The sequence below is a fragment of the Rufibacter psychrotolerans genome (assembly GCF_016924645.1).
Taxonomy (GTDB): domain Bacteria; phylum Bacteroidota; class Bacteroidia; order Cytophagales; family Hymenobacteraceae; genus Nibribacter; species Nibribacter psychrotolerans.
Genome location: NZ_JAFFJV010000006.1, coordinates 246,007 through 271,411 on the forward strand (window position 1 = coordinate 246,007; position 25,405 = coordinate 271,411).

Annotated in this window: 26 protein-coding genes, 4 tRNA genes and 1 riboswitch; of the genes, 20 read left to right on the plus strand and 10 right to left on the minus strand. The window is 54.6% G+C overall.

Features of this window, described 5'->3' with window-relative positions:
* Positions 1-40: 40 nt before the first annotated feature.
* On the minus strand, positions 41-574 hold the full coding sequence (locus JT718_RS20480; RefSeq protein WP_240336992.1) for a hypothetical protein: 534 nt from the start codon (positions 572-574) through the stop codon (positions 41-43).
* Positions 575-808: 234 nt separating this feature from the next.
* Here JT718_RS20480 and JT718_RS07785 point away from each other — a divergent pair, with 234 nt between their 5' ends.
* Entirely contained in the window at positions 809-1,159 is a 351-nt protein-coding gene (locus tag JT718_RS07785) for a hypothetical protein (protein WP_205501665.1), read from the plus strand.
* 92 nt (positions 1,160-1,251) lie between these two features.
* Here the strand turns inward: JT718_RS07785 and JT718_RS07790 are convergent, their stop codons facing one another.
* The 3 genes from JT718_RS07790 to JT718_RS07800 form a co-directional block, all read right to left on the minus strand.
* Positions 1,252-2,280 carry a YncE family protein gene (locus JT718_RS07790; RefSeq protein WP_205501666.1) on the minus strand — a complete coding sequence of 343 codons (1,029 nt, stop codon included), beginning with the start codon at positions 2,278-2,280 and terminating at the stop codon, positions 1,252-1,254.
* Positions 2,281-2,432: 152 nt separating this feature from the next.
* A complete protein-coding gene (locus tag JT718_RS07795; RefSeq protein ID WP_205501667.1) occupies positions 2,433-3,482 on the minus strand; it encodes a YncE family protein in 1,050 nt (349 codons plus the stop codon).
* Between the two features lie 29 nt (positions 3,483-3,511).
* Positions 3,512-5,455 carry a TonB-dependent receptor gene (locus JT718_RS07800; protein ID WP_205501668.1) on the minus strand — a complete coding sequence of 648 codons (1,944 nt, stop codon included), beginning with the start codon at positions 5,453-5,455 and terminating at the stop codon, positions 3,512-3,514.
* A gap of 105 nt (positions 5,456-5,560) precedes the next feature.
* Positions 5,561-5,758: riboswitch (cobalamin riboswitch) on the minus strand.
* Positions 5,759-5,968: 210 nt separating this feature from the next.
* Between JT718_RS07800 and JT718_RS07805 the strand changes: the two genes are divergently transcribed.
* From JT718_RS07805 to JT718_RS07820, 4 genes are all read left to right on the plus strand, one after another.
* On the plus strand, positions 5,969-6,712 hold the full coding sequence (locus tag JT718_RS07805; RefSeq protein ID WP_205501669.1) for a DUF4919 domain-containing protein: 744 nt from the start codon (positions 5,969-5,971) through the stop codon (positions 6,710-6,712).
* A gap of 314 nt (positions 6,713-7,026) precedes the next feature.
* Positions 7,027-7,686 carry a DUF4919 domain-containing protein gene (locus JT718_RS07810; protein WP_205501670.1) on the plus strand — a complete coding sequence of 220 codons (660 nt, stop codon included), beginning with the start codon at positions 7,027-7,029 and terminating at the stop codon, positions 7,684-7,686.
* An 80-nt stretch (positions 7,687-7,766) separates the two neighbouring features.
* Entirely contained in the window at positions 7,767-8,225 is a 459-nt protein-coding gene (locus tag JT718_RS07815; protein ID WP_205501671.1) for a hypothetical protein, read from the plus strand.
* Between the two features lie 3 nt (positions 8,226-8,228).
* The gene (locus JT718_RS07820) at positions 8,229-8,855 is read left to right on the plus strand and encodes a DNA-3-methyladenine glycosylase (protein WP_205501672.1); all 627 of its coding nucleotides are present in this window, start codon (positions 8,229-8,231) and stop codon (positions 8,853-8,855) included.
* A 67-nt stretch (positions 8,856-8,922) separates the two neighbouring features.
* Here JT718_RS07820 and JT718_RS07825 read toward each other — a convergent pair whose 3' ends face one another.
* Together JT718_RS07825 and JT718_RS07830 are read right to left on the minus strand one after the other, a co-directional pair.
* Positions 8,923-9,186: a hypothetical protein gene (locus tag JT718_RS07825; RefSeq protein WP_205501673.1), complete on the minus strand. Its 264-nt coding sequence runs from the start codon at positions 9,184-9,186 to the stop codon at positions 8,923-8,925.
* A 396-nt stretch (positions 9,187-9,582) separates the two neighbouring features.
* Positions 9,583-10,770, minus strand: coding sequence for a THUMP-like domain-containing protein (locus tag JT718_RS07830; RefSeq protein WP_205501674.1), 1,188 nt, complete (start codon positions 10,768-10,770; stop codon positions 9,583-9,585).
* A 158-nt stretch (positions 10,771-10,928) separates the two neighbouring features.
* On the opposite strand from JT718_RS07830, the gene JT718_RS07835 reads away from it, so the two are divergent.
* Both JT718_RS07835 and ahcY read left to right on the plus strand, forming a co-directional pair.
* Entirely contained in the window at positions 10,929-11,624 is a 696-nt protein-coding gene (locus JT718_RS07835) for a DUF4397 domain-containing protein (RefSeq protein ID WP_205501675.1), read from the plus strand.
* A gap of 151 nt (positions 11,625-11,775) precedes the next feature.
* The gene (gene ahcY / locus JT718_RS07840) at positions 11,776-13,083 is read left to right on the plus strand and encodes an adenosylhomocysteinase (protein WP_205501676.1); all 1,308 of its coding nucleotides are present in this window, start codon (positions 11,776-11,778) and stop codon (positions 13,081-13,083) included.
* A gap of 319 nt (positions 13,084-13,402) precedes the next feature.
* Here the strand turns inward: ahcY and JT718_RS07845 are convergent, their stop codons facing one another.
* Positions 13,403-14,935 (minus strand): glycosyltransferase family 2 protein, encoded by a 1,533-nt coding sequence (locus JT718_RS07845; protein ID WP_205501677.1) that lies wholly within the window; start codon positions 14,933-14,935, stop codon positions 13,403-13,405.
* A gap of 165 nt (positions 14,936-15,100) precedes the next feature.
* Between JT718_RS07845 and JT718_RS07850 the strand changes: the two genes are divergently transcribed.
* From JT718_RS07850 to JT718_RS07870, 5 genes are all read left to right on the plus strand, one after another.
* Positions 15,101-15,697 (plus strand): sigma-70 family RNA polymerase sigma factor, encoded by a 597-nt coding sequence (locus tag JT718_RS07850; protein ID WP_205501678.1) that lies wholly within the window; start codon positions 15,101-15,103, stop codon positions 15,695-15,697.
* Positions 15,698-15,728: 31 nt separating this feature from the next.
* Complete coding sequence (locus JT718_RS07855; protein ID WP_205501679.1) at positions 15,729-16,004, plus strand: hypothetical protein; 276 nt, start codon at positions 15,729-15,731, stop codon at positions 16,002-16,004.
* 22 nt (positions 16,005-16,026) lie between these two features.
* Entirely contained in the window at positions 16,027-16,611 is a 585-nt protein-coding gene (gene gmk / locus JT718_RS07860) for a guanylate kinase (protein ID WP_205501680.1), read from the plus strand.
* Between the two features lie 3 nt (positions 16,612-16,614).
* On the plus strand, positions 16,615-17,193 hold the full coding sequence (gene nadD / locus JT718_RS07865; RefSeq protein WP_205501681.1) for a nicotinate (nicotinamide) nucleotide adenylyltransferase: 579 nt from the start codon (positions 16,615-16,617) through the stop codon (positions 17,191-17,193).
* A gap of 440 nt (positions 17,194-17,633) precedes the next feature.
* The gene (locus JT718_RS07870; protein ID WP_205501682.1) at positions 17,634-18,038 is read left to right on the plus strand and encodes a hypothetical protein; all 405 of its coding nucleotides are present in this window, start codon (positions 17,634-17,636) and stop codon (positions 18,036-18,038) included.
* A 109-nt stretch (positions 18,039-18,147) separates the two neighbouring features.
* On the opposite strand, the gene frr is transcribed toward JT718_RS07870, so the two are convergent.
* From frr to JT718_RS07885, 3 genes are all read right to left on the minus strand, one after another.
* A complete protein-coding gene (gene frr / locus JT718_RS07875; RefSeq protein ID WP_205501683.1) occupies positions 18,148-18,711 on the minus strand; it encodes a ribosome recycling factor in 564 nt (187 codons plus the stop codon).
* Positions 18,712-18,828: 117 nt separating this feature from the next.
* Complete coding sequence (gene pyrH / locus JT718_RS07880; RefSeq protein WP_205501684.1) at positions 18,829-19,536, minus strand: UMP kinase; 708 nt, start codon at positions 19,534-19,536, stop codon at positions 18,829-18,831.
* An 86-nt stretch (positions 19,537-19,622) separates the two neighbouring features.
* The gene (locus tag JT718_RS07885) at positions 19,623-20,117 is read right to left on the minus strand and encodes an acyl-CoA carboxylase biotin carboxyl carrier protein subunit (RefSeq protein WP_205501685.1); all 495 of its coding nucleotides are present in this window, start codon (positions 20,115-20,117) and stop codon (positions 19,623-19,625) included.
* A gap of 80 nt (positions 20,118-20,197) precedes the next feature.
* On the opposite strand from JT718_RS07885, the gene JT718_RS07890 reads away from it, so the two are divergent.
* The 8 genes from JT718_RS07890 (at position 20,198) to nusG (ending at position 25,401) form a co-directional block, all read left to right on the plus strand.
* Complete coding sequence (locus JT718_RS07890) at positions 20,198-22,729, plus strand: M1 family metallopeptidase (RefSeq protein ID WP_205501686.1); 2,532 nt, start codon at positions 20,198-20,200, stop codon at positions 22,727-22,729.
* 115 nt (positions 22,730-22,844) lie between these two features.
* Positions 22,845-22,927 (plus strand) — tRNA-Tyr (locus JT718_RS07895).
* A 72-nt stretch (positions 22,928-22,999) separates the two neighbouring features.
* A tRNA-Gly gene (locus tag JT718_RS07900) sits at positions 23,000-23,072 on the plus strand.
* 42 nt (positions 23,073-23,114) lie between these two features.
* A tRNA-Thr gene (locus tag JT718_RS07905) sits at positions 23,115-23,186 on the plus strand.
* A 59-nt stretch (positions 23,187-23,245) separates the two neighbouring features.
* The gene (gene tuf / locus JT718_RS07910) at positions 23,246-24,433 is read left to right on the plus strand and encodes an elongation factor Tu (protein WP_205501687.1); all 1,188 of its coding nucleotides are present in this window, start codon (positions 23,246-23,248) and stop codon (positions 24,431-24,433) included.
* A 107-nt stretch (positions 24,434-24,540) separates the two neighbouring features.
* A tRNA-Trp gene (locus tag JT718_RS07915) sits at positions 24,541-24,613 on the plus strand.
* A gap of 23 nt (positions 24,614-24,636) precedes the next feature.
* On the plus strand, positions 24,637-24,828 hold the full coding sequence (gene secE, locus JT718_RS07920; RefSeq protein ID WP_205501688.1) for a preprotein translocase subunit SecE: 192 nt from the start codon (positions 24,637-24,639) through the stop codon (positions 24,826-24,828).
* Between the two features lie 15 nt (positions 24,829-24,843).
* Positions 24,844-25,401, plus strand: coding sequence for a transcription termination/antitermination protein NusG (nusG, locus tag JT718_RS07925; protein WP_205501689.1), 558 nt, complete (start codon positions 24,844-24,846; stop codon positions 25,399-25,401).
* The last annotated feature ends 4 nt before the right edge of the window (positions 25,402-25,405 follow it).

Here is a 25,405-nt window from a genome sequence, read left to right on the forward strand (position 1 = left end):
GAAAACAGGCCCTAAATGCCTGTTGCCACGTGCTGGCACGTTACTCTTTCTCGTTGCCCAGCCCTTCCTTGTCCTTGTGGCCCTTGAGGGTGCTGGCGTTGGGCTGGGTGTTGCGGAACTCTTTGTCTGAGGAGTCGGCGCCGCGGGTGTCTGAGGGGTTGGCGTGCGAGCCCTGCGGAGTATGCTGCTCTGGGTCTACCTTTCCCTTCTTGGCGCCGCCGCCGTGCCCTTCCCGGGACGGAACGTTCTCGCCGCGGGTGTTGTCTGCCCCGCCGGGCACCGGTCCCTCCTGGTACTTAGGAGCGTTGTTGCCCTGGTTGCCGCTGTGGCTGAGCTCGCTGTTGGGTCTTCCGCTTACCCCCGCGCCGGTACTTTTGCTGTTGTTGTCATTAGACTTCTGGTTGCCGCTGCCGGGCGTGTTGGGGTTTGACCGGGTCTCGGGCGAGCCGTCATACGGCGGGTTGTTGTTGTGCCGGTTGCTGTTGTTGAGGTTATCGTCCTGGCTGTTGATATCGCGCCAGCTTCTGTCCTGGTCCGGCCGATTTTGCTTAGGGCTATTGCCGCTTCCTTTCATGGCTTGGTCTCCTTATTAAAAGTAAAACTTATACACTTGGTTACCCCGGGCTTGGCCCGAAGTATACCGTTGTACGAGGGCAGTGCCGGTTAAGATTAGCAGAAACCCGCCTTGCCCTTAATTCTGCCTGAAACCAAGCCTGGGCTTAACTCAATGCCCGCCGCCCGCGTACTAAGCCTGAACGGCCGGCGGTACTGCCCTGGGCCGCAACACCTAATCTACCTAACCAGTACTATGAAAAAGCTATTGATTTCCCTTAACCGCCTCTCTTGGTCCCTGTTGCTGGGGGGCGCTCTTATACTAGGCACCTCGGCCTGCAGTACCGGCACCAGTGAAGGTGAGGTAAACGTGGAGGAAAGCGACTTTAAAGACAAAAGCCCCACCGAGCACAACCCGCAGGGCCTGAGCGATGAAACCCAGGACAACGGCGGACCAGCGGCTCCCGGGGCCATGACCAGCGACTCGGCCTACGATGAGGTCTATGAGCGGCAACAGCAAAAAAGCAGGCAGCAAACCGGCGGTTCCAGCAACCAGGGATACGGCGGGGCCGCTGAGCGCAACAAGAACGACAAAGAAAACCAATAACGCTCCACCCCAAAACAGCGAAGCCTGCCGCAGTTGATGCGGCAGGCTTCGCTGCTTTGGGGCTGTTTTGCCCAGAATAGGCCTAAAACCCCTTACCTGAACCCAAACCCGGTAGGCGTGCCCTGCACCTGGAACGAATCTAGGGCGGCCCCGGTGCTGCGGTAGCGCACTACCCAGCCGTTGGCGCCCGGCACCGCCTTGGAGAAGTACAGCAGCCCGTCGGCCGGGTCTTGCCCCATCGCCTGGAACCGGCGCCTGATCAGAGGCGCCTCGGGTAGGGTCACGGCGTTCAGGTCCAGCACGTACACGCCGTCTGCCAGAAAGTACAGCCGGTTTCTGGAGGCGCTTAACGTGAGGCCATGCGGTTGTACCGCGGCATTGGGAAACGGGAACATTACCGGAGCAGTGCTCAGGTTGCTGGCCGAAAACCGGATCAACTGGCCCCGGGTGGCGTTGGGGCTACCGCCGCACAAGACCCAAAGGTTGCCGCTGCCGTCTACCACCAGGCTGTTGGGATTATCGCCCACAGTGAGGGAAGCCTCCATGGTGTTGGTAACGGTGTTAATGACGTTGACCTGGTTACTGGCGGCATTGGCCACAAACAGGCGATTTCCCGCCACGGCCATAGCGCCGGGCGTTTTGCCGGTCTTTACCGTGTCAGTAACCTGAAACGTGCCCAGGTCCAGTTCCACCACCCGGCCAGAGTCGGCGGGGTTCAGCCAGTCACTGATGAACGCCCGGCGGTTGTTGAGGGCCGCAAACGCCTGCGGGCTCTCCAGTTGGTCCATTGTCCCGGTGGCCGTGAAGGTGTTGGCCAGCAGCGCCTCTACCGTGCCGTTGCTGGTGACCAGGTACATCCGCTCAAACGCAGAGGCCATGGTCAGCACGTTTCCCGCCAGGGCTCTGCCGTTCACCTTGGCAAAAAGGTCGGGCTCTACCGTGCCGGTGGCCCGGTCGTAAAAGCTGATGGTTCCGCTCTGGGATCCGGCATTGGCAATCAAGACCCCGGCCTGGTACGTGGGCAGCACTTCTTTCTTCTCTTCCTGGCAGGAAGAGGCCAGAAACAGCGCGGCCAGGGAGAATACTCCCAGCCTTAGGGGGGAGAAAAGTAGACGTTTCATCTTGCGAAGGTAGAAAAATAGCCTGAACCCCGCTCCATCCCGCCCTTTCGGTCTCAAGCCACCACGCGTAAAAGCAGAAAGCCGCCGGCTTCTTCTGAGGCCAACGGCTTTCTGCTTTTGGCGGGTTTCTGCCAAAAAGGCCCCAAAACGGGTTATCTGAAGCTGAACCCGTTGGGCAGGATTCTCACCTGGAACGAGTCAATCACCGCGCCGGAGGTTTGGTACCGCACCGCCCAGCCGTTGGAGTTGTAGCCGCCTACCCCCAGGTACAGAAGGTTGGTTTCGGGGTCCAGGCCCAGACCGTAGGCGTTGCGGTTGATGAGGGCGGTGCCGGGCGCCGCGGTGGCCGAGGTAGACATGGCGTACACCTTGCCGCCGTACGAGTAGTAGAGCGTGTTTTTGGCTCCGTTGATGGTGAGCTGGCCCGCCCCCAGTTCTCCCGGCGCGAAGCCGTACGTGGTAAGGGCGTGGTTGTTGGCCGGATCAATCTTGACCAGAGCCCCCGGAGCCGAGTAGCCGCCTCTCAGCACCCAGATCTTGTTGCTGGCGTCCAGGACCAGGTGTTTGGGAGCTTCGCCCACTGGCAGGCTAGCCACCACCGCATCTGTGGTGGTGTTGATCACCGAGATGGTGTTGTCATCGCTGTTGGCTACGTACAGCAAGCCGTTGTGGAGCAGCAAGCCTTCGGGCTGCAGCCCCACGTTGATGGTTTTGGTGACGGTGTTGGTGGTGAGGTCCAGCACCGCTACCCGGCCCGTGCCGGTATAGCCCAGATACGGGTAGCCCACGTGCTCGGTCACGTAGGCCTTGGTCGTGTTCAGGGCCGCCATGTACCTGGGAATCTTCAGGCCGTTGATCACGCCGGTAGAGGCGAAGGTATAGGCGTCTACCACCTCAATCTTCTCGCTGTTGTTCACGGCAATGTACGCCTTGTCGCCAATAAAGGTCATGGATTGGGCGGCATCGCCCAGGGGGCGGTTATTTACCTGCTTGAACAGCTCCGGAATAAAGGTGGTGGTGTCGCGGGACAGGTAACTTACCTCAGCGTTGGTATGGGTGAACTGGCCTTCGTTGGTGATGAACACGCCGTGCTCATAGGCGCCTTTGGGGGCGTTGTCTTCGTTGCTGTCGCAGGAGGTGGTGAGCAGAGTGCCGCCGGCCAGCACGCACAGAAAGGACTTTTTAAAGTAAGTGAGTTTCATAGGGATTGGGTGTATTGAAAAATATAGGTTTAAAGGGAAGGATTTGCTTTGGCCCACTGCAGCGAAAGCGCCAGCCGGAAACTGCGCGGCGGCATGGCCCGGTACGCCATGGTCTGGTACACGGTGTTGGTGAGGTTGTGCACCTGCGCCATGAGTTGCGCCTCCAAGGAACGCCAGGCGAAGGATTTCCCCAAGCTGGCATTTACCAGCGCGTAAGGCTCCAGCCAGTTGTTGTTGTCATTGTCAGTGAAGCGCTGGCCGGTGAAGGTGGCATCGGCGGTGAGCCACCAGCCCTGGTGCCGCACTTCGGCCCAGCTGGCTACCTTGTGTTTGGGCACGTAGAACAGCTGCCGGTCCTGTAGCCGCGCCCCCGCATCGGGGAGTTGCTGCCGGGAAACGGTGTAGGCGTAGGCCAGCCCGGCGGTCAAGGTCCAGTGGGGGAGGGGCTGGTACTGCCACCGGGTGTCCAGCTCCAGGCCGTGGCCGCGTACCTTGCTGAGGTTCACGGCCTCGGGGTAGCCACCTCGGTCAGCGGGCCGCCACTGAATCCAGTCTTTCACCTGCTGGGCGTAGACCGTTACCTCGGTAGTACCGCTCAGGCCTCCGGTTTTGACGTGGTGGGCCAGGCCGCCCTCATAGCCCCAGCCGGCTTCGGGTTTCAGGTCTGGGTTGCCGCCGGGCACCCAGAACCGGTTGTTAAGGGTGGGCACCCGGTAACTGCGCGACACATTGCCTTTCAAAGAGAGGGTGTGCTGCGGATTTTCTACAAGCTGGAAGTTAGCCCCCAGGGTAGGCGTGAGCGGCGGATTGAAGCCCTCTACCCAGGCTTGCCGCACATTCAGGCTCAGCTGCAGCCGGGGCACGGGGTCATACCTGAGCCAGCTGTAGGCCGAGAAGCGCTTTTCCTCTTTGTCAGTCCCGTAGCCGCCTACCTGGGCCCTGAACAACTGACCTTCTGCGCCGGCCTGCACCAGCAGATGCGGCAACAGTTGTCGCTCATGTTCTACCTGGCTTTGGTAGGTGTGCACAAGCGAGAGGGAAGGAGTGCCGGCCTCGCGGTAATCCAGCTGGTCCCGGAACCAGGCGGCCCGCACGGTGGTAGTGCCGCCGGCAAGCTGGCCCTGCCATTCGCCCATGAGGCGCAGGTTCTCATCGTCCTGCTCGGCGTGGTTGTTGGCGCTGCCCATGGAGGGTTGTACCTGCCGGTGCGTTTTCACATACCAACCCCTCACCGAGAGGCGCTGCTCTTGATTTAGCTTATAATGGAGTTCCTGCGCGAAACTATTCTGGTCAAAGGCCGCGTTCTGCTGCGTTTCCAAGGGTGCCCCGAAGGCCGTGGTGTTCCTGAACCTGAAGTCGTTGTCAGCGGCGGTGCGGGTGAAGGCGGTGGTGAGTGCCAGGCGCCCATTAGAGAAAGAGCCCGAGGCGGCGGTGCGGCTATGGCCAAAGCTGCCCCATTCCTGCTGCACGCGCACGGTCTGCCGCGGCGTGAACGTTACGGGGTTCTCCAGCACCACCGCGCCGCCAATGGCCCCGGTGCCGTGCAGGGCCCCGCTGGCCCCGTGCTGCAGCGCCACGGTGGTGTTGGGGCTGGGCGGGAGCAGGGCAAAGTCAGACTCGCCCAGGGTGGGCAGGGCAATGTTGAACCCATTCCAGAGCACGGCGGTGTGGCTGGCGCTGGTGCCCCTGAACGTGACGGTGGCCAGCATGCCGTTCCCGTAGCTTTTGAGGTACAGGGGGCTGCGCTGCTGGAGCACTTCGGCTAGGGTAATGCCGGGTTGGCGCTTGAGCAGCAGCGTGTCTACCGTTTGCACGCGGGCCCCGGCGGCGTAGCGGGTGTATCTGGGCACGGCTACCCGCACCTCGTGCAGGTGCACGGTGTCTGGCAGGTGCGTTTGGGCGTGGAGCGCCGGGGAGGCCAACAAGCCCATCCCGCACAGCAACCCGGCAAAAAAGAGTACGCGCTGTAACATATCCTCAGCTTACAAAGCAGAGGAGACTATAAAGGAAGAAGTACACGTAAACGCCGGCCCATAGCGGGCCACCATCCTTGCTGCTTTTTTTCCCGAAAGCCTCCAGGTGAAAGTTGGATGTTGGCAGGTCTCCTGGCTCTCTTCTTCGGCCCGGCCTTCCCATCTGGCAGAGCAGACAGTGGCGTGCGGTGGGCAGAACGCTTGGAAGATAACAGTTGCGGGTACAGCTCAGGTTTTACACCTGATTCCCTTTTAAGACAGCCCCGGCAGAAAAACCAGGGCGGTCACCAAAATCGGGGCAAAGGTACGGGATTTTGCAGAATCCCCGCCAATTGTTTTCGGGGCCCATTGGCCGGGGTATCTACAAGTTGGAAAATATTGTTTTGGGGCGGTTTTTAAAAAATTAACTTAAAAACAGCATCAACCTGAAAGGGTTTGCGTAAGAGAGGGTATGAATATAATTTATTGAAGACGAGGCCGCTGGAGGTGTTGTCTTGAAAATTAGCCTCTACTATGAAACGTTCTTTACTTGTTTTCCTCGCAGCGTGCCTGTTCTGGGTGAAGGGTGCTGCCCAGACCATCTCCAACGTAGACCTCACCAAAGTCTATAGCGCCATTGAAGACGACGCCTCGCCGTTCTACTACCCGCCCCTGCTGGAACGCTACCTGGCCAACGACTCCATGCTCACCTTCCTGGACTACCACCACCTGTACTACGGCTACACCAAGCACCCCGACTACCTGCCCTATGGCCGTGGGGTAGGCGAGATGGCCGCCGTGCGGATGATGGAGGAAGGCCGCCTGAACGAAGCCCGCGAGCTGCTGCTGTCTGAGTACCGCAAATCGCCCTTCAACCTGAACCTGCTCTTCCGGCTGGGCAGCCTGGCCGACCTGCAGCAGAACCCCACCGAGGCCCGCATGTGGCTCATGAAGTTCAGCGGTTTGCTGCGCACCATCCTGAGCAGTGGCGACGGCCGAACCGAGGAAACCGCCTGGGTGATCATCACCACGCAGGACGAGTACCCCATCATGGGCATCCTGGGGCTGGAGTCTGCGGGGCAGGGCCTCCTGAAGAGCAAGTACGATGTGCAAACCCTCAAAACCCCCAACGACCTGGAGACCGAGAAGCTGTACTTCAACATAGAGATGCCGGTAGAGCACATGTCCAAGGCCTACCAGCGCGAACTAGCCGAGTCAGACACGCCGGCCAAGCCCAAAAAGGTGAACAAGACCAAGACTCTGGGGGTAAACCAATAGCCGTTTAGGAGGGGTTTTTCTAAAAACGGCCGTAAATCAGCGGCAAGAACTTATCAGATAAAAGAATTAGCCGGGTGCTCCACAGGTTGGCGTGGGGTGCCCGGTTCTTTTTTGGGCCAGAGCAAGGGCTAAGCCTCAGGTAATTAAAAGTAGGGCGGCGCGTGCGGTTGCCAGGGGTTTTTACGTTGTTTTTCTGGAAACAGGCCCCAAACGGCACGGGGAGCCAAAACCCGGTGTAACTTTTTAGCCAAGCCGCAGTTTTTAGCACTGTATTTGTATCTGGCCTGAGGTCCCTAATCTCACGTACCTTTTTCATGAAACGATTTTTGCTGTTGGGAGCGCTTTGCCTTGGTTTTCTGCTCAACACCCAGGCGCAGACGGTCTCCAAGATTAACTATGACGCCATCAAGGCGGCGGTGACTTCGCCCAAGTCGCGCATGTACTACCCTGCCTTGCTCAAGCGCTATCACGCCAATGACACCAACCTCACGCCCGAAGAGTACAAGCACCTCTACTATGGCTGGACCACCCAGCCGGGGTATATGCCTTACCGCCCCAATGACAAAGCCGATGCCCTCAACGAAATGCTGCTCTATGAGCGGTTCCAGGAGATAGCCACCACCGGCAAGAAACTCCTGGCCACCGACCCGTTTAACCTGGACGTGATCTATCTCCTGCACATGGCTTACGGCGAGATGAACAACCAGGCCGAGAGCCGCAAGTGGTTGGTGAAATTTGACGGACTCATGGCGGCCATCAAGGCCAGCGGCAACGGCCGTTCCAAAGAAACCGCCGTGGTGCTGAACGCCCCCCGCGATGAGTACATGTTCCTGACGGTGGTAGGACTCAGGCAGAAAGGCCGCCCGCAGCTGCTGGACAACAAATATGACCTGGTCACCCTGGAGACGCCCAATAAACTCAACCTTACCCAGGTGTACTTCAACATTCAGAAAGCGGTAGAGAAGAAGCGCTGACCCTGCCGCCACTCTAGCAGCTGGCGGTAAATTGGTTCTTTTTCGTTTTCTTGCCCGCTGTATTTTCTATTGCATGCCCTATGAAGAAATTAGCCCCGTTTGCTGTACCGCTTCTGTTGCTGCTAGCCGCTTGCCAGGCAGATTCTAGTGCTACGGAAGAAACCGCCTCTGCTAAGAAAGAGCAAGCGCCGGCCGTGGCCCTGTGCGAGTTCACTTCCACAGACTCCGCCTCAGCCATGGCGTGGTTACCGGGCAAATGGGAATTAAGGGGCATCCAAACCAACTACATGGGCGCCCGCGAAGACGAGTTCCTGACCGGTGAGCAGGTTGGCGACGCCAAGACCCTGCAGTTCTACCAGAACGGCGAGTACGAGGAGTTGGTGAACGGCAGGCTGCAGGGCGAGAGAAAAGCCTTCCAGGTAATAGGGCAGAGCCTTACGCCCGTGGGCTACCAGTTCTGGTTCTGCGGCGAGAACACCCTGGTCATCAGCAATGTGGCCGCCGATGGCGCCACCGAGGTATTTGTGAAAGCAAAGTAGCCCATGCCCCTGCAGCAAAAGCTCCCCCGCGAGTTCTACACCCAGCCAGATGTAGTCTCCCTTGCCCGCGACCTGGTTGGCAAATATTTCTTTTCCTGTTTTGACGGGGTGCTTACGGGCGGCATGATTGTGGAAACTGAGGCCTACTCGGGCACTGCAGACGCCGCCTGCCACGCGCACCTGGGCCGGCGCACCAAACGCACCCAGATCATGTACGCGCAAGGCGGCGTGGCGTATGTATACCTCATCTACGGCATGCACGCGCTGTTCAACATTGTGACCAACGTAGAAGGCACCGCCGATGCCGTCCTGATCCGGGCCATTGAACCGACGGAAGGCATAGAGGAAATGCAGCTGCGCCGAGGATTACCCAAAGTGGAGCCCCGCCTTACCGCCGGACCAGGCCTAGTGACGCAAGCCCTGGGCATTTCCACCCTGCACAACGGCACTGATTTAACCGGAACCGAAATTTGGCTGGAAGACCGCGGCGTGCAGGTGCCCGATGACCAGATTGTAGCCGGCCCTCGGGTGGGCGTAGCCTACGCCGGCGCCGATGCGCTGTTGCCCTGGCGCTTCAGTCTGAAAGGCAGCCGCTGGGTAAGCAAAGCCAATCCTAAGTATTCTGTCTGAAAACAAAAGCCCTCACTGAACTCCTGGTCCGGCGAGGGCTTTTGTTTTTGGTTTGTTTTAAAAGAATCTAAGCAGAACGGCTACCCCGCTCTTTGTCGGTGATGGGGCGGTCCAGTTCGCTGCCGCTTTGGTCGGGTTTCTGGGGTACTTTTCTAGCCATAGACTCGCCCATGGCCGTCCCGCTGTTTTGCTCATGACTGCCACCGCCGGTTCCGCCCGAGGATTGGTTACTGACTTCCGTTGCAGGCGTTCCTCCTTTCTTCCCGTCCTCAAATGATTTCTCAGGATTGCTGCCGAACCCGTGATGCGCATTCTTCTTTTCCTCTGCCATGGTCTTTCATAATTAAGTAACACAACCAGATGCCTTCCAGCATCTACCTTTCTATGGTACGCGCCTGAGGAACAGGAGTTAAGAAGAATTTGCCTCGAAGGGGAGAAAACTGTTTTGGGCCTGTTTTCCAGAAAAGAGCCTGAAAGCATAACAGTCCTTTTCCGCAATATACCGCTCTGGCGCGAGTCTCCAGACTCGTGCCTCACAGATGATGGATAGTCTCTGACTATCCTCGCTGCCCCGCAGCGAAAACAGGTTTGCAAATCTTTTATTCCAGGTTGAGGTTTCCGGCGAGTCTGGAGACTCGCGTCATCCTTAGTCACGAGACCAGAGTCTCGCGCCAGGAAAATTTAGCTGAGATTTAACTTCTAACAACCAACAACCAACAACCAGAGACTAAACGCCGGCTTTCCGGCAGAGCAGCAGGATGGGTTTGTTGTGCAGGTCTGTAGTGGCGAAGAGGTACTGGTCGCCGCCTTCTTTCAGTTTTACTTTCTCGCGGAGTTGCACCACCGTGAGCGGGTAGTTGCGCGCCGTGATGTTCGCTTTCTTATCGGGAAGAAGCTTCTGCAGCTCTTTGGCATTGGCCTTTGGTTGGGCCGTGATTTCGAAAATACGGCCCGGAAACGCTGGTTGCAGTTCCTGGGAGGTGTAGAGATGGCTGTTGCGGTGCAGTTTGTTGACGCCGTATTTCTCTGAAAGCCACTTGTAAGCACCCGCCTTGAGCAAGGCCGTGTTGGGTTCATACAGATATTGCTGCGGCTCGGCATACGTCACCTGGGCGGTTTCTTCCTGGGGTTTGGTAAAGCTGAGGAGCTGGGCTTCTTTGTGCGGCGTGAGGTTGACGGCTGTGAGCAACGGCGAGTCCGTGGCATCCGACTTCAGAAGGTACAGCACCTCTTTGCACTCATTCTGCACGGCTACTACCCATATCTGAGCCACATTTTTCAGTTCCTGCAGGGCAAGGTCAATGTCCAGCATAGGGGCCGTTTTCAGAAGTACGGCTTTGCTTTTCTGCAACAGCAAAGGCAAGAGGCCCAACACGTCTGGCGTGCAGTCCTGTAGCAGATGCACCCGTTCCTGGCTTTGTCCGCGGCGGGCGGGGTCCAGGTAAATAACATCTACGGGGTTGTCCAGGTGCTGAAGGTATTCTTCAGCGGTGGTAGGAATGCTCTGGATGTTTTCGGCCCCCAACAGCTTGAAATTGTAACTGGCAATCTCCTGCAGTTCCTGGTTCTGCTCCAGGTGCACTACCTGGGCAAAATGCTTCGCAAAGAAGAAACTGTCTACGCCAAAGCCTCCGGTTAAGTCCACCAGCGTCGGTCCTTGCACCAGCCCTGCCTTAAAAGCAGCAGTTTCCTCTGAAGAGCTCTGTTCCACCGAGAGCATGGCCGGGAAAATAGTTTGGGGGTGCTTTGCCCAGGTAGGGAGCTTTTGCTGCGCCTTTTGGCGGGCCTTGATCTGCTGCACCAACTCAGAAACCGGTAAAGGAGCGAAGCGCTTCGCCTGCAACATCAGTTGGGCGGTGTCTTGCTGCAGGTGGTCCAGAATAAACTTTTGCTCTTCAGGGGTGAAAATGCGCATAAAACAGCTTAGGCGTGGTTGGGCAAAGATACGCAAATTGGGCAGGGGAGAGGTAGTATACGTTTGTTTAAGATTTATTCTGTTGAAGTTAAACAAACTGAGTTTCAGTTGGTTCTGATGGTACCTGAGTTTGATGTTTTACCTTAAGTCTCAAAGTGATGAAGAATTGGAAAAAACTCGCCCTATTAGCCGTGTTGCCGGTTTTGTCCCTGACGGGTTGTGACGACGATGATGACGCGGCAGATACGCTGACCGATGAGGCTCGGGTGCTGGTGGTGCATGCGTCACCCAATGCTCCGGGCGTAGACTTGTATGTAGACGGAACCAAAGCCAATACCTCGGCCCTGAATTACCCAGACAATACCGGCTACCTGACGCTTCCCGCCGGTTCCAGGAACATCAAGGTGACCGCCGCCGGGGCTGGACTGGGCAGTCCGGTCATAGATGCTAACGTGACGCTGGAGAAAGACAGAAATTACTCGGTCTTCGCCGCCGGTCCGCTCTCTGGTCTCACGCCGGTGGTGTTGGTAGATGACTTGACCGCTCCGGCCAGCGGGCGGGCGCACGTTCGGTTTGTGCACCTGGCTCCAGATGCGCCCAGCGTAGATGTGGTGGTACAGGGCGGGAATAACCTCTTCTCTGACATCGAGTTTAAGGAAGGTACTGCTTTCACCCCTGTGAACGCCGGCAGCTATACCCTGGAGGTGCAACCCGTAGGCACCGATGTAGCGGCAGTGACTACCACCTTGAACCTACAGGCAGGCAAAATTTACACGGTGTATGCCCGGGGCTTCCTGAATCCTCCCTCTGGCAATACCAATACATTGGGAGCGGGTGTGATTATGAACAATTAAACGGAGATCTGAGCTTAACCGTGCCACCTGTCTTGCCAAGGCGGGTGGCATGGTGTTTTAGGGCTGGTGCTTTACAGCGGTAATCCAGAAAATTGAGGTTGATAAACATTTTCTGTACCTTTGCACTTCTTCTGTATAAATCTGAACTACAATGGTAGAAACCTATCTGCAGTACAAAGTAAAAGATATTTCCCTGGCTGAGTGGGGAAGAAAAGAAATAAAACTGGCCGAGGCAGAAATGCCAGGCTTGATGGCCATCCGGGAGGAGTACGGCCCAAGCAAGCCGTTGGCTGGCGCGCGCATTGCAGGTTGCTTGCACATGACCATCCAGACTGCCGTGTTGATTGAGACACTGGTGGAGCTGGGTGCCGAGGTAACCTGGTCTTCCTGCAACATTTTCTCTACCCAGGACCACGCTGCGGCCGCTATTGCCGCTGCCGGTATCTCTGTGTACGCCTGGAAAGGAATGAATGCCGAGGAGTTTGACTGGTGCATTGAGCAGACCTTGTTCTTCGGGGAGGAGCGCAAGCCCTTGAACATGATCCTGGACGATGGTGGTGACCTTACCAACATGGTGTTTGACAAATACCCAGAGCTGGCTGCCGGTATCAAAGGTTTGTCTGAAGAGACAACCACCGGGGTTCACCGTCTGTACGAGCGCATGAAGAATGGCACCCTGTTGATTCCGGCTATCAACGTGAACGACTCGGTGACCAAATCTAAATTCGATAACAAATACGGCTGTAAAGAATCATTGGTAGACTCTATCAGAAGAGCTACAGACGTGATGATGGCCGGTAAAGTAGCCGTAGTAGCTGGTTACGGCGACGTAGGAAAAGGTTCTGCCGCTTCTTTGCGTGGAGCCGGGGCCCGCGTGATCGTGACTGAAATTGACCCAATCTGTGCGCTGCAGGCTGCCATGGACGGTTATGCCGTACGCAGAATGGAGAATGCCATCCCTGAGGCTGACATTGTGGTAACCGCTACCGGTAACTTCAACATCATCCGCGCTGAGCACTTCCAGGCCATGAAAGACAAAACCATTGTCTGCAACATCGGTCACTTTGACAACGAGATTGACATGGCTTGGCTGAACGAGAACTACGGCCACACCAAAGACACCGTAAAACCACAGGTAGACCTGTACACCATCAACGGCAAAGACATCATCGTTCTGGCCGAAGGTCGTCTGGTGAACCTGGGTTGCGCTACTGGTCACCCATCGTTCGTGATGTCTAACTCTTTCTCTAACCAAACCCTGGCGCAGATTGAGTTGTGGACCAACGCAGAGGCCTACGAGAACAAAGTGTACACCCTGCCTAAGCACCTAGATGAGAAAGTAGCTCGTCTGCACCTGGCCAAGATTGGCGTGGAACTGGAAGAACTGACTCCTGAGCAAGCCGCCTACATTGGCGTAGAAGTGCAAGGACCGTTCAAACCAGAATACTACCGTTACTAAGCAGATCTGTTTCCGGCCTGTTTCCCGGAAATAAAAGCAAAAACGCCCGGCATCTCCTGGAGAGGCCGGGCGTTTTGTTTTACCGCTTGAGGGACGATGAACACCCTCTAAGAATGTGAATAATCCCTCTACTGTCATCTTGGAAAGATCTTGGTAGCGAACGGTAGTAGCGCTTCTGCAAGGCTTTTCTAGTTCGCCCACAAGATCCTTTCAGGATGACAAATGAGGGGTAGACCCAGAAGGGAAATTCCGGAAAAGCATGAAAGCGGCTACATTCATGCTTTTCTTGCAAAGTTAGCGATAGCTGTTCCGGTAAGTATTAGGCTTGAAGATATTTACTGATACCGTTCTCGCACCACTTAGATTTTTGCGCGATAGCATCTGATAGGATTTTATCATTCTCAGGTAGAGAAGTACGGGCGTTTTCTGGGTGGTACAAATGGTAGCCTACCCCGCCAAAAGGCAAATTGCGCCTGATCACGCCTGCATTCAGCATCCGAATGGCGAACTCGCTGTCTTCGCGGCCCCATCCCTCAATATCCTCGTTGAAGCCGTTTATTCGCAACACATCGGCACGCCAGAATGCCATGTTACAGCCTCTGATGGCTTTAATATCGGGGCGCTTCTTTGAGCCTAGTTTTGCCAAAAACGGCGAAGAAACGGCATTGAACCGGTTTATGATGCCAGAAGTGAACGGCGTAATGTGCCATTGCTTGGCCTGCAGAATCTCTTTGGTGATCTCTGGCTGCAACAGCACGCGTTTGCCTTGCATAAAGGTATTGGCGCGGGCCATGCGCTTGTGGCTCTTCACGAAGTCTGGGTGTAGCACCATGTCGCCGTCAATGGAGATGATGTACTCGCCTTGGGCCATGGCCATGGCTTTGTTGCGGATGGCCGCCAGCCTAAAGCCCGTATCCTCGTGCCAGCAATGGAGCAGCGGCACCGGAAAGCTCTGCTGGTAGCGCTCTATCACGGCTCTGGTTTCTTCCCGGGAGCCGTCATCGGCTATGATCACTTCGTCTGGTAATTCATTCTGCCGGGCCACGCTTTTGAGAACCACTTCCAGGGCATCGGGCCAGTTGTAGGTAGAAATGACCAGGCTGGTGGTCATGGAACGGTTGGCCTCGCGCAGTTTCATGTATTTGTAGAAAGCGCCGTTGGCGTTGCAGGCCGAGATCAAAAAGCCTTCGAAGCCGTACAGAAAACCTCTTTTGAGAAAGTAGTTGCGAAGGAACGTCCAGAAAGCTTTGTATGAGGCCTTGAACGCCGAGGAAGATTTCCTGAACCGGTTCTCCTGCGCAAAGAGCGTGGTGTACTGGTTCAGTTTCTTTAGTAACTCATCTGTGTTCTTGAACGAATAATGGTTCAGGATGCCGGGCAGGGTTTCCACAGTAAGGCCCTCAGTGATGATGCCTTCGTGTACTTCGCGATCCGTGAAGCGGGTGGTTTTTCGGTTGAAAAGCCGCAGCACGTAATCATTTTCCCAACCACAGGCGTTTATTAACCGTTTTCCGTAAAAGTTGTGGCGCAGGAACCGGTACGCCTTTTGGCTGTCCAGCGGATGGGTTAAGATGGTCTGCACCAACTCTGGGGTAAGCACCTCGTCGCTGTCCACAGACAAGATCCAATCGTTAGAGGCGTAAGAAGCAGCCAGGTTCTTAAGCGGTCCAAAGCCAATGAAAGGCGAATGAAACACTTTTACGTTAGGGAATTGGCGGGCTATGGCAACAGTAGCATCGGTTGAACCGTTGTCTAGTAAGATAACTTCGGAAAACTGGGCCAAAGCCTTCAGGCAGAGCGGGAGCAGTTCCTGGCTGTTTTTGGCGAGTATGGTGACAGAGATTGAATGCATGCAGCGCAGAAACAAAACAGGGCAGCAGATAGATTCCCGGCGCCAAGGTTTCTGCCGGGTAATGTAAACATCTGCCCAAATATTCGTATGTACCTATGTATATTTAATTTCTATATTTGCGTATAGGTATTTTTCACAAAGTGTAAAAGTACAAAATCAAGACCAATGAGCGAACAGAGAGCGAATTCAATGACTAAAGAGGAGAAAGACGCCCGTTTTGAGGCCGAGCTGATGCCGGTTATTTCGCCTCTCTACAACTTCGCGTACCGTCTGACCCTTGATGAAGATGATGCCAATGACCTGGTACAGGAGACCTACCTCAAGGCATACCGCTTCTTCGATTATTTTGAGCCCGGAACTAATGCCAAAGCCTGGCTGTTCCGCATCCTGAAGAACTCGTTCATTAACGACTTCCGGAAGAAGAGTAAACAGCCCGCCAAAGTAGACTACTCAGAGGTGGAAGGTTACTACAATTCAGAGGACGTTGATGCAGAAGGAGACAGCTCTGGCGGTACCACCGACCTTCGCATGGAGAGTGTGCAGGACCTGATTGGGGACGAAGTGGCCAGTGCCTTGAACTCACTGCCGGTAGATTTCCGGACGGTGATCATCCTCTGCGATCTGGAAGGGTTTACCTATGAGGAGATGGCCAAGATCCTGGACATTCCCATTGGGACAGTAAGGAGCCGCCTGCACCGCGCGCGGCACTTTCTGAAGGAGAAGTTGGAGAAATATGCGAAGTCAATGGGCTACAACAGCTAAATAGGAGATTAATATGATGGGGACTACTACAATGTCAGAAGATTTGATGGGCGCGAGCGCCTCAGACGAGAGCCATGAACCAGACTGTGAGAAGGTGCAGGGCGTATTTGAGAAGTGGCTGGAGGGTGTAGCTACCAAGGATGACGAGGCTTTTTTGGCCGAATTGGCCGATGAATGCTCGCCTTGCTTTGAAAGCGTTGACAAACAGCGTTTATTTGTGAAATTCCTGAATGCGTCTCTCCGGCCGCCGGGCATGCCCGCCACCCTGGTAGAAACCATCAAATCAAAGATCCACCAAACCGCTTAGTCATAAGCCTCCTAACACCCGGATGCAAGGTAAAATCATCATTTTTTCGGCTCCCTCCGGGGCCGGTAAAACAACAATTGTCCGTCATTTAGTAAATGTCATACCGGAGCTAAGTTTCTCTATATCAGCCTGCACCCGTGACCGCCGCGGTAGGAGTGAGGTAAACGGCAAAGACTATTACTTCATCACGCCAGAGGAGTTCCGCCAGAAAATTGCCCAGGATGCCTTTGTAGAGTGGGAAGAAGTGTACGAAGGCGCCTTCTACGGCACCCTAAAGTCTGAGATTGAGCGCATCTGGTCTGAAGGCAAGCACGCCATTCTGGATGTGGATGTAAAAGGAGGATTAAGCGTAAAGAATTTCTACAAAGACCGCGCCCTGGCCATTTTTGTAAAGCCGCCTTCCATTGAGGAGCTTTCCAAGCGCCTGGTGGCCCGCAACACAGACTCGGCTTCCAGCATCTCCAGCCGTATCTTCAAGGCCAAGTTTGAGCTGAGTTTTGAGGACCAGTTTGATGAGGTCATCGTGAACGAGAACCTGGAAGAGGCCTTTGCCAGGGCAGAGCAGCTGGTGCGGGACTTCATCTCCCAAGAAGATACCGTTCTGTAGCGTATGCGGGTGGGGCTGCTGTTCGGGTCTTTTAATCCCATTCACATTGGGCACCTGATCCTGGCCAACTACATGGCCACCAACACCACCCTGGACACGGTCTGGCTGGTGGTAAGTCCCCAGAACCCCTTCAAACCCAGCAGCAGCCTGCTGCATGAGTTTGACCGGTTGCAGATGGTGCGCCTGGCCATTGCCGATAACGCCGAGTTGGGCGTGACGGACATTGAGTTCAGGATGCCCAAGCCCAGCTATACCATAGACACCCTCACGTACCTGCAGGAAAGATACCCCACCTACCAGTTTGCCCTTATCATGGGCGAAGACAACCTGGCCACCTTTCATAAGTGGAAGAACTACGAAGAGATTCTAGACCACTATGAGGTGCTGGTGTATCCTAGGCCGGGCAGTGCCAAGGCTCCTGACGCCATCAGCAATCATCCAAGGGTGCAGCTGGTGCCAGCCCCGCTCTTAGACATTTCTGCCACGTTTATCAGGAAGTGCCTGAAAGCAGGCAAATCTACCCGTTACTTACTGGCCGAACCGGTGGAGGAGTACATCACCGCCAAGAAACTGTACAGGTAAATTACCGGTAGGTTTACGGTGACTGGGGCCATGGGCCGGCGTCACCCAATACGCGCAACAACCATTCAGCAGATCGCCATTTTGGGCCCGTTTTAGTGAAACAGGCCCAAAATGGCGATCTGCTTTTTTCTGTGGCATCTTTATCCAAAGCCTGTGGGGCTAATATCTGTGTAGAAGGAGTGGGCCTCGGTTTACCTGCGGGGAATTGCTTGTTGCAAAGCTGCAGCAAGCCTCTGGCCGCTTACGTGTCCTCTGTACCTCTTGTAGGTCGGCAAATTCTTGGCAACTTTCCTCTCTTAGATTCGTTAAAAAGAGGTTTTCTTTTGCCAGACTCTGCAAATAACCCGCCTTTTATTGGATTAAAGCTTGAAACTCACCTAAAAGCAGTGTAATTTGCTCATCCTTGCCAGACAGACACAACAGGAGGCTTTGCTGAGATAATGCGTAATTCAGTCGTTTTTAAAGATAAGTACATCACCATAAGCTATAACCAGGAGCTGCAGTTTGTCCTGGCAGACTGGACGGGTTTTCAGACAAAGCAGTCGGTGCAGGACGGTTGTGAGCGCATCCTGGAAGTGATGCTGCAATACGGGAGCCACAAGGTATTGAATGACAACACCAACGTGGAGGGAATCTGGTCCAGCGCCGCCGAGTGGGTGGGCGCTGATTGGTTTCCCAGGCTGCGGCAAGCCGGCATGACCTCGTTTGCGTGGGTGTACTCGCCTAGCATGTTCAGCCGCCTGTCTACAGACAAATCCCTGCGCTTCACGTATGACACCACCGGCATAGAACTGTTTGAGAAGGTAGACGACGCTGTTCAATGGCTGGCTGAGCGACCTGCCTAAAAAGCTGCAACTATGTAATCCCATAAAACAGAAAGCCCCCGCACCTGAGTTGCGGGGGCTTTCTGTTTTATGGGTATTTTTAGAAAACAGCCTGTAAAACGGGACTGATCTAGATGGTCATGATCTCGGCCTCTTTCTTGGAGAGCAGTTCGTCTAACTTCACAATGTAGCTGTCGGTGAGTTTCTGCACTTTGCCTTCGGCGTCTTTCACGGCATCTTCAGAGGTGCCTTCTTTCAAGAGCTTGCGCAGCGAATCGTTTACATCTTTGCGGATGTTACGCACTCTGATCTTGCCGCTCTCGGTTTCGTTTTTGGCTTGCTTTACCAGTTCGCGGCGGCGCTCCTCGGTCAGGGCCGGAATGTTGAGGCGAACCCCGTCGGCTTCCTGCAGCGGGTTCAGGCCCAGGTCGCTGTTCTTAATGGCTTTCCCAATCTCGGCTACCATGTTTTTCTCCCATGGCTTGATCAAGAGGGTGCGGGCATCTGGCGCCGTGATGTTGGCCACCTGCGAGATAGGCGTGGGAGTGCCGTAGTAGTCTACCCGAAGGGTTTCCACCATGGCGGGAGAGGCTTTCCCGGCTCTGATCTTGGTCAACTCAACACTGGTATGCTGCACCGCTTTCTGCATTGATTCTTCGGCTTCGCTCAAATAAAAATTAATCTCTTCGGTCATTGGGTTCTCTTGTTAGAAAGATGACTAAATGGTGCCCTCGTGGCAAAAGGCCAAAAGCGGCGCTAATTTCTGATTTTATTCTGTAAAATCCACGGCTCCGGCGGCGGACCTGCCCTGTTACATAGAAACCAGGGTTCCTACCTTTTCGCCCTGGATCAACCTGGCCAGGTTGCCCGGCTTGTTGATGTCAAACACCACAATGGGCAGGTTGTTTTCCTTGCACAGGGTAAACGCAGTCATGTCCATAACGTTCAGGCCTTTTTCAAACACCTCCTCAAACGTAATGTCTGAGTAGCGGGTGGCCGAGGCGTCTTTCTCCGGGTCGGCGGTGTAGATGCCGTCTACGCGGGTGCCCTTCAGGACCACATCGGCCTCAATCTCAATGGCGCGCAAGCTGGCGGCGGAGTCGGTGGTGAAGTAGGGGTTACCCGTACCGGCCCCGAAGATCACCACGCGGCCTTTCTCCAGGTGGCGCATGGCCCGGCGGCGGATGTACGGCTCACACACCTGCTGGATGTTGATGCCCGACAGCAGGCGGGTGTAAAGGCCGGCCTTCTCCAGGGCGCTTTGCAGGGCCATGCTGTTGATCACGGTGGCCAGCATGCCCATGTAATCTCCTTGCACGCGGTCCAACCCTACAGCTTCGGCCTGCACGCCTCTGAAAATGTTCCCCCCGCCAATCACCACGGCCACCTGGGCGCCAAGGTCAATGGCAGATTTGATTTCTTGGGCGTATTGCACCAGCATCTTGGTATCAATGCCGTACTGCTGCTCGCCCATCAAGGACTCTCCGCTGAGCTTCAATAGAATTCTTTTGAATCGCATGCTTATGTAGAATAGTAATAGTTAGTGACGATGTCTGTACATGTTTTGGGCCTGCTTTTCACAAAACAGGCCCAAAACGGTATTGCTTAGAAAACAATGAGCACCTGGTTCTTCTCCACGTTCTGTCTTACGGTTACCTTTACCTCGCGCACTACGCCATCGCCGGGAGATTTGATGATGTTCTCCATTTTCATGGCCTCCAGGATAAGGATAGGGTCTCCTTTCTTCACCTCCTGGCCGGGCTGTACCTTAATGTCCAGGATGAGGCCGGGCATGGGCGCTTTAATGTCGTTGATCTTGTGGCTGAGGGCTTGGCCCATGCCCAGGCTCTCCAGGAGCAAATCCATCCGGTCTTGTACCTGCAACGTATGTACAGAACCGTTTACTTTGATCCGGAAGGTTTTGGTATCAGGGTCTGCCTCCAGCAGCTCAGCGGTGTAGGAGCGGCCGTCTTTGAGGATATGGAACGAGGAGGGCCCAAGAGGAAGCAAATCCCAGGTAAAAGGTGTGTCATTGAGAAGGATCTGGTTTTTCTCTAGGACTACTTGCCACGTGTGGGTGGCCGATTTTACCTGTAGCATATGGGCAGCGTTAAAGACAGTAAAACTGTACCTGTGAAATAAATTCACAACTTGAGTCCCCAAAGTTAATAAATCATTACATGAATCACATCCTTTCCCGTGGCTTGTTGCGCTTTATCATTTGCGGCACCCTGGCCGGCTGTGCCGTGAAGCAGCCCTCTGCCCCAGCAGCACCCGCCGAAGAAACGGTGGCTACCCCAGACTCCGCCGGCGTGGCAGAGGCGCCGGTGACCAGCCGGGGACCCTACCAGCCGGCCGCCGAGCGGCTGATGGACCTGCGCCACACCCGCCTGAACGTGCGGTTTGATTGGGCAAAGCAGCACCTGCTGGGCGAGGCTACCCTCACGCTCAAGCCTTATTTCTACCCGCAGGATACTCTGGTGCTGGACGCCAAAGGGTTTGACATTCACCGGGTGGCCATCCGGAAGGGGAAGCAGGAGTTGCCCGTAGCATACAGCTATGACCAGTACCAACTTACCCTGCCACTGGACAGGGAGTACACCCGGCAAGACTCCTTCCAGGTGTTCATCGCCTACACGGCCAAGCCCAACGAGTTAAAGGTAAAAGGCAGCGCCGCCATTCAGGCAGACAAAGGGCTCTACTTCATCAACCCCCTGGGAACCGACGGAGGCGTGCCCCAGCAGATCTGGACGCAGGGCGAGACCGAGGCCAACTCGGCCTGGTTCCCCACCATTGACAAGCCCAACGAGCGCATGACGCAGGAGATCTTCATCACGGTGGAAGACCGGTTCAAGACGCTTTCCAACGGGGTGCTGGTTTCGTCCAGAAAAGCCGGAAACGGCCTCAGAACAGACCACTGGCGTATGAGCAAGCCCCACGCGCCGTACCTGGCCATGATGGCCATTGGGGAGTACGCTGTGGTGAAAGACAAGTGGCGCAACAAGGAAGTGAGCTACTGGGTAGAGCCCGACTATGCCGCTACCGCCAGAGCCACCTTCGGCCGTACGCCGGCCATGCTGGAGTTCTTCTCCAAAAAATTGGGCGTTGACTACCCCTGGGACAAGTACGCGCAGGTAGTGGTCCGCGATTTTGTCTCGGGAGCCATGGAGAACACCACCGCCTCTACCTTCATGCAGGCCCTGCAGCAAGACCGCCGCGAGTTGCTGGACAAGAACTGGGACCACATCATCGCGCATGAGCTTTTCCACCATTGGTTCGGGGACCTGGTCACCACCGAGTCCTGGGCCAATCTGCCACTGAACGAGTCCTTCGCCGACTACTCAGAATACCTGTGGGCCGAGCACCGGTACGGGCCTGACGAAGCGGCGCTAACCCACCAGACTGCCCTACTAGAATACCTGGGTGAGGCCAGGACCAAGCAGGAGCCGCTCATCAGGTACCATTACCTGGATCGGGAAGACATGTTTGACAGCCACTCGTACGCCAAAGGCGGAAGGGTGCTGCACATGCTTAGGCACGAGGTAGGGGATGAGGCGTTCTTTGCGGCGCTCAACCTGTACCTTACCCAGCATAAGTACACCTCGGTGGAAATAGATGAGCTGCGCCTGGCCTTTGAGGAAGTAACCGGCCGCGACCTGATTCCTTTTTTCCGGCAGTGGTTCCTCACGCCCGGCCACCCAGAGCTTGCCGTTACGCATTCCTACCAGAACGGAGAACTGAAGGTGCAGGTGGTGCAGACGCAGGATACCGCCCGTACCACCGTCTACCAAATGCCCCTGCCTGTTTTCATCCTGGAAAACGGAAAATGGCTCCAAAACAAGGTGCAGCTCACCAAGGCAAACCAGACCTTTTCATTTCCCCTGTCTTCCGCGCCGCAGACCGTGGTGATTGATCCGGCCCAAACTCTCCTCGCGAACATCAAGCACACCAAGTCTATCCCCGAATGGGCTGCCCAGTTTAACCAAAGCCTCGGGTATGCGGCCAAGGCAAACGCGCTGGAGCAGCTCAGAGATACGGCCCACAGCTTAGTGGACCAGGTGATTCAGAGAGCGATCCAAGACCCTTTCTGGAAGATCAGGACTACCGGCCTGGAAATGCTGGTCTCCACCGAGGCCATGCAGAACCCCCAAACGCAGGAGCAGGTCCTACACCTGGCCCAGCAAGACCCCCATAGTTCTGTGCGCGCCATTGCCACCTATGCCCTAAGTACCTTAGAGGGCTTGCCGCAAGAGGTAATCCAGAGCCGCCTGCAGGATAGCTCCTACCAGGTGGTCAGCGCCGCCATTTTCGCCTGGAGCCGGGGGAAACATGATCTGGAAAGACTCAAGCCTTTCTTAGCCTACAAAAACGCCGACGTGGTGAACGCCCTGGCCGCCGCCTTTACCGCCTCTGAGCAGGAGGAACTCTACAGTTGGTACCTCCAAAATGCCCAAAGGCTAAGGGGAGGAGACCTGTATTTCTTTGTGCAGAGCTTTGGAGCCTTCCTGTTGAAAAAAAATATTGATGGGCAGGAGAGGGGCTGGCAGGCCTTGAGGCGTATAGTAGAAAGAGAGACCATGGACCTGGTAAAACAATCTGCCTTTCAAATGCTTATGGTCATGGCCGAGACAGAGGAACGTAAAGAAATAGTGCAGAATCTGGCCCAGAAAGACCCCAAACTAGCCCCCCTACTGCAGGTACAGCTGAAATAATTGGAAAAATATTTTCAGAAATATTTGACACGAAAGAAAAAGCCTCTAATTTTGCAGCTCCTAAGAACGAAAAACGGAAACGAAAAAGGTTCTCAGGGTTCTTTGAAACATGATTGGGGAGATTCCAGAGTGGCCAAATGGGACGGACTGTAACTCCGTTAGCGTAAGCTTTCGAAGGTTCGAATCCTTCTCTCCCCACACCAACACAAGCCAGGAATTGAGACAAGGTTACAGGTTGTCTCGCGAAAGATTCTTGGTTTATTAAAACAAGCGGGAGTAGCTCAGTTGGTAGAGCGACAGCCTTCCAAGCTGTAGGTCGCGGGTTCGAACCTCGTCTCCCGCTCAGAATTACAATGATGCAGCGGTAGCTGCATCATTTCATTATGCCGACGTAGCTCAGGGGTAGAGTACTTCCTTGGTAAGGAAGGGGTCGTGGGTTCAATTCCCATCGTTGGCTCAAGGAGTATTTTAACAAGCAATACACCGTTTCAACCCAAGAACTAAATACTTTCTAAAATGGCTAAAGAAACATTTGACCGTTCCAAACCGCACGTAAACATCGGTACTATTGGGCACGTTGACCACGGAAAGACTACCTTGACTGCTGCTATTACTCAGGTTTTAGCGGAAAAAGGTCTGGCCGCAAAAAGAGACTTCTCTTCTATTGATAACGCTCCTGAAGAAAAAGAGCGTGGTATCACTATTAATACCTCTCACGTAGAGTACGCCACTGAAAACCGTCACTATGCCCACGTTGACTGCCCAGGTCACGCTGACTACGTGAAAAACATGGTTACTGGTGCTGCTCAGATGGACGGTGCTATCCTGGTAGTAGCTGCTACAGATGGTCCAATGCCACAAACTCGTGAGCACATCCTGTTGGCTCGTCAGGTAGGTGTACCTGCTCTGGTTGTATTCATGAACAAAGTGGACATGGTAGACGACCCAGAGTTGTTAGAACTGGTTGAAATGGAAATCAGAGAGCTTCTTTCTTTCTATGATTTCGACGGTGACAACATTCCAGTGATTCAAGGTTCAGCTCTTGGTGGCTTGAACGGCGATCCAAAATGGGTTAAAACTATCGAGGATTTGATGGCAGCTGTTGACAGCTACATTCCAATCCCTGCTCGTTTGACTGACCTTCCATTCTTGATGCCAGTTGAGGACGTGTTCTCTATCACTGGTCGTGGTACAGTAGCTACTGGCCGTATCGAGCGTGGTGTGATCAACTCTGGTGAGCCAGTTGAAATCTTGGGTATGGGTGCTGAAGGCCTGAAGTCTACAGTAACTGGTGTGGAGATGTTCCGCAAAATCCTTGACAGAGGTGAAGCTGGTGACAACGTAGGTCTGTTGCTGCGTGGTATTGAGAAAACCGACATCCGTCGTGGTATGGTTATCTGCAAGCCAGGTTCAGTAACTCCTCACCAAAAGTTCAAAGCTGAGGTTTACGTTCTTTCTAAAGAAGAAGGTGGACGTCACACTCCATTCTTCAACAACTACCGTCCACAGTTCTACCTGAGAACTACAGACGTAACTGGTGTGATCACTCTGCCAGAAGGTGTTGAAATGGTGATGCCTGGTGATAACATCACCATCACTGTTGACTTGATCAACAAAGTAGCGATGGAAAAAGGTCTGCGTTTCGCTATCCGTGAGGGTGGTAGAACTGTAGGTGCCGGTCAGGTAACTGAGATCCTTGACTAATCTATAAAATAATAAGTCCGCCTTGCTGAAAATGTGGGGCGGACTTGTTTTTTTAAGAAAAGAATAATACATTTGCACTCCATTTAACAGATGGCGTGCATTTTTTTACGGGAGTAGCTCAATTGGCAGAGTAGTGGTCTCCAAAACCATTGGTTGTAGGTTCGAGTCCTACCTCCCGTGCAACAAGAGTAAATAGCATCAGAATGGGAAAGCTGACAAAATTTTTCAATGACTCTGTAGAAGAGATGCAGCACAAGGTTTCTTGGCCAAGCTATCCGGAGCTTCAAAAGAGCTCTATTCTGGTTTTGGTAGGATCAGTTGTGTTTGCACTGGTAGTGGGTGCTATGGACTTTGTATACGACTCCACCCTGGAATGGTTTTACAACCAATTCTAATAAAAGCTGGAGAAGATGGCAGATTTAAAATGGTATGTAGTTCGGGCAGTGTCTGGTCAGGAGAAGAAAGCAAAGTCTTATCTTGAGAACGAGGTTGCCCGCCATAATCTAACGGAGATGGTGCCGCAGGTGCTTATTCCGTCAGAAAAAGTGTACGAAATGCGAAACGGAAAGAAACGCGTAAGAGAGCGCAGCTTTTTTCCGGGCTACGTGTTAGTGTATGCTGATATTTCAAACGGGGAAGTAGAGCACTTGATTACCAGCACGCCGGGCGTGATTGGTTTCTTAGGGGCCAATGGCGGAGACGCCACTACTAAACCGGTTCCGCTGCGCATGTCTGAAGTGAACCGCATCTTAGGAAAAGTTGACGAAACAGACGAGCAGGTAGAAACTTTGGAAACACCATTCATTGTTGGCGAAACAGTGAAAGTCATGGACGGGCCTTTCAATGGGTTCTCCGGAACTGTGGAAGAAGTATTTGAGGAGCGCCGCAAGTTGAACGTGATGGTGAAGATCTTCGGGCGCAACACCCCGGTAGAACTGAACTACATGCAGGTAGAAAAAGAACAGTAGTAAT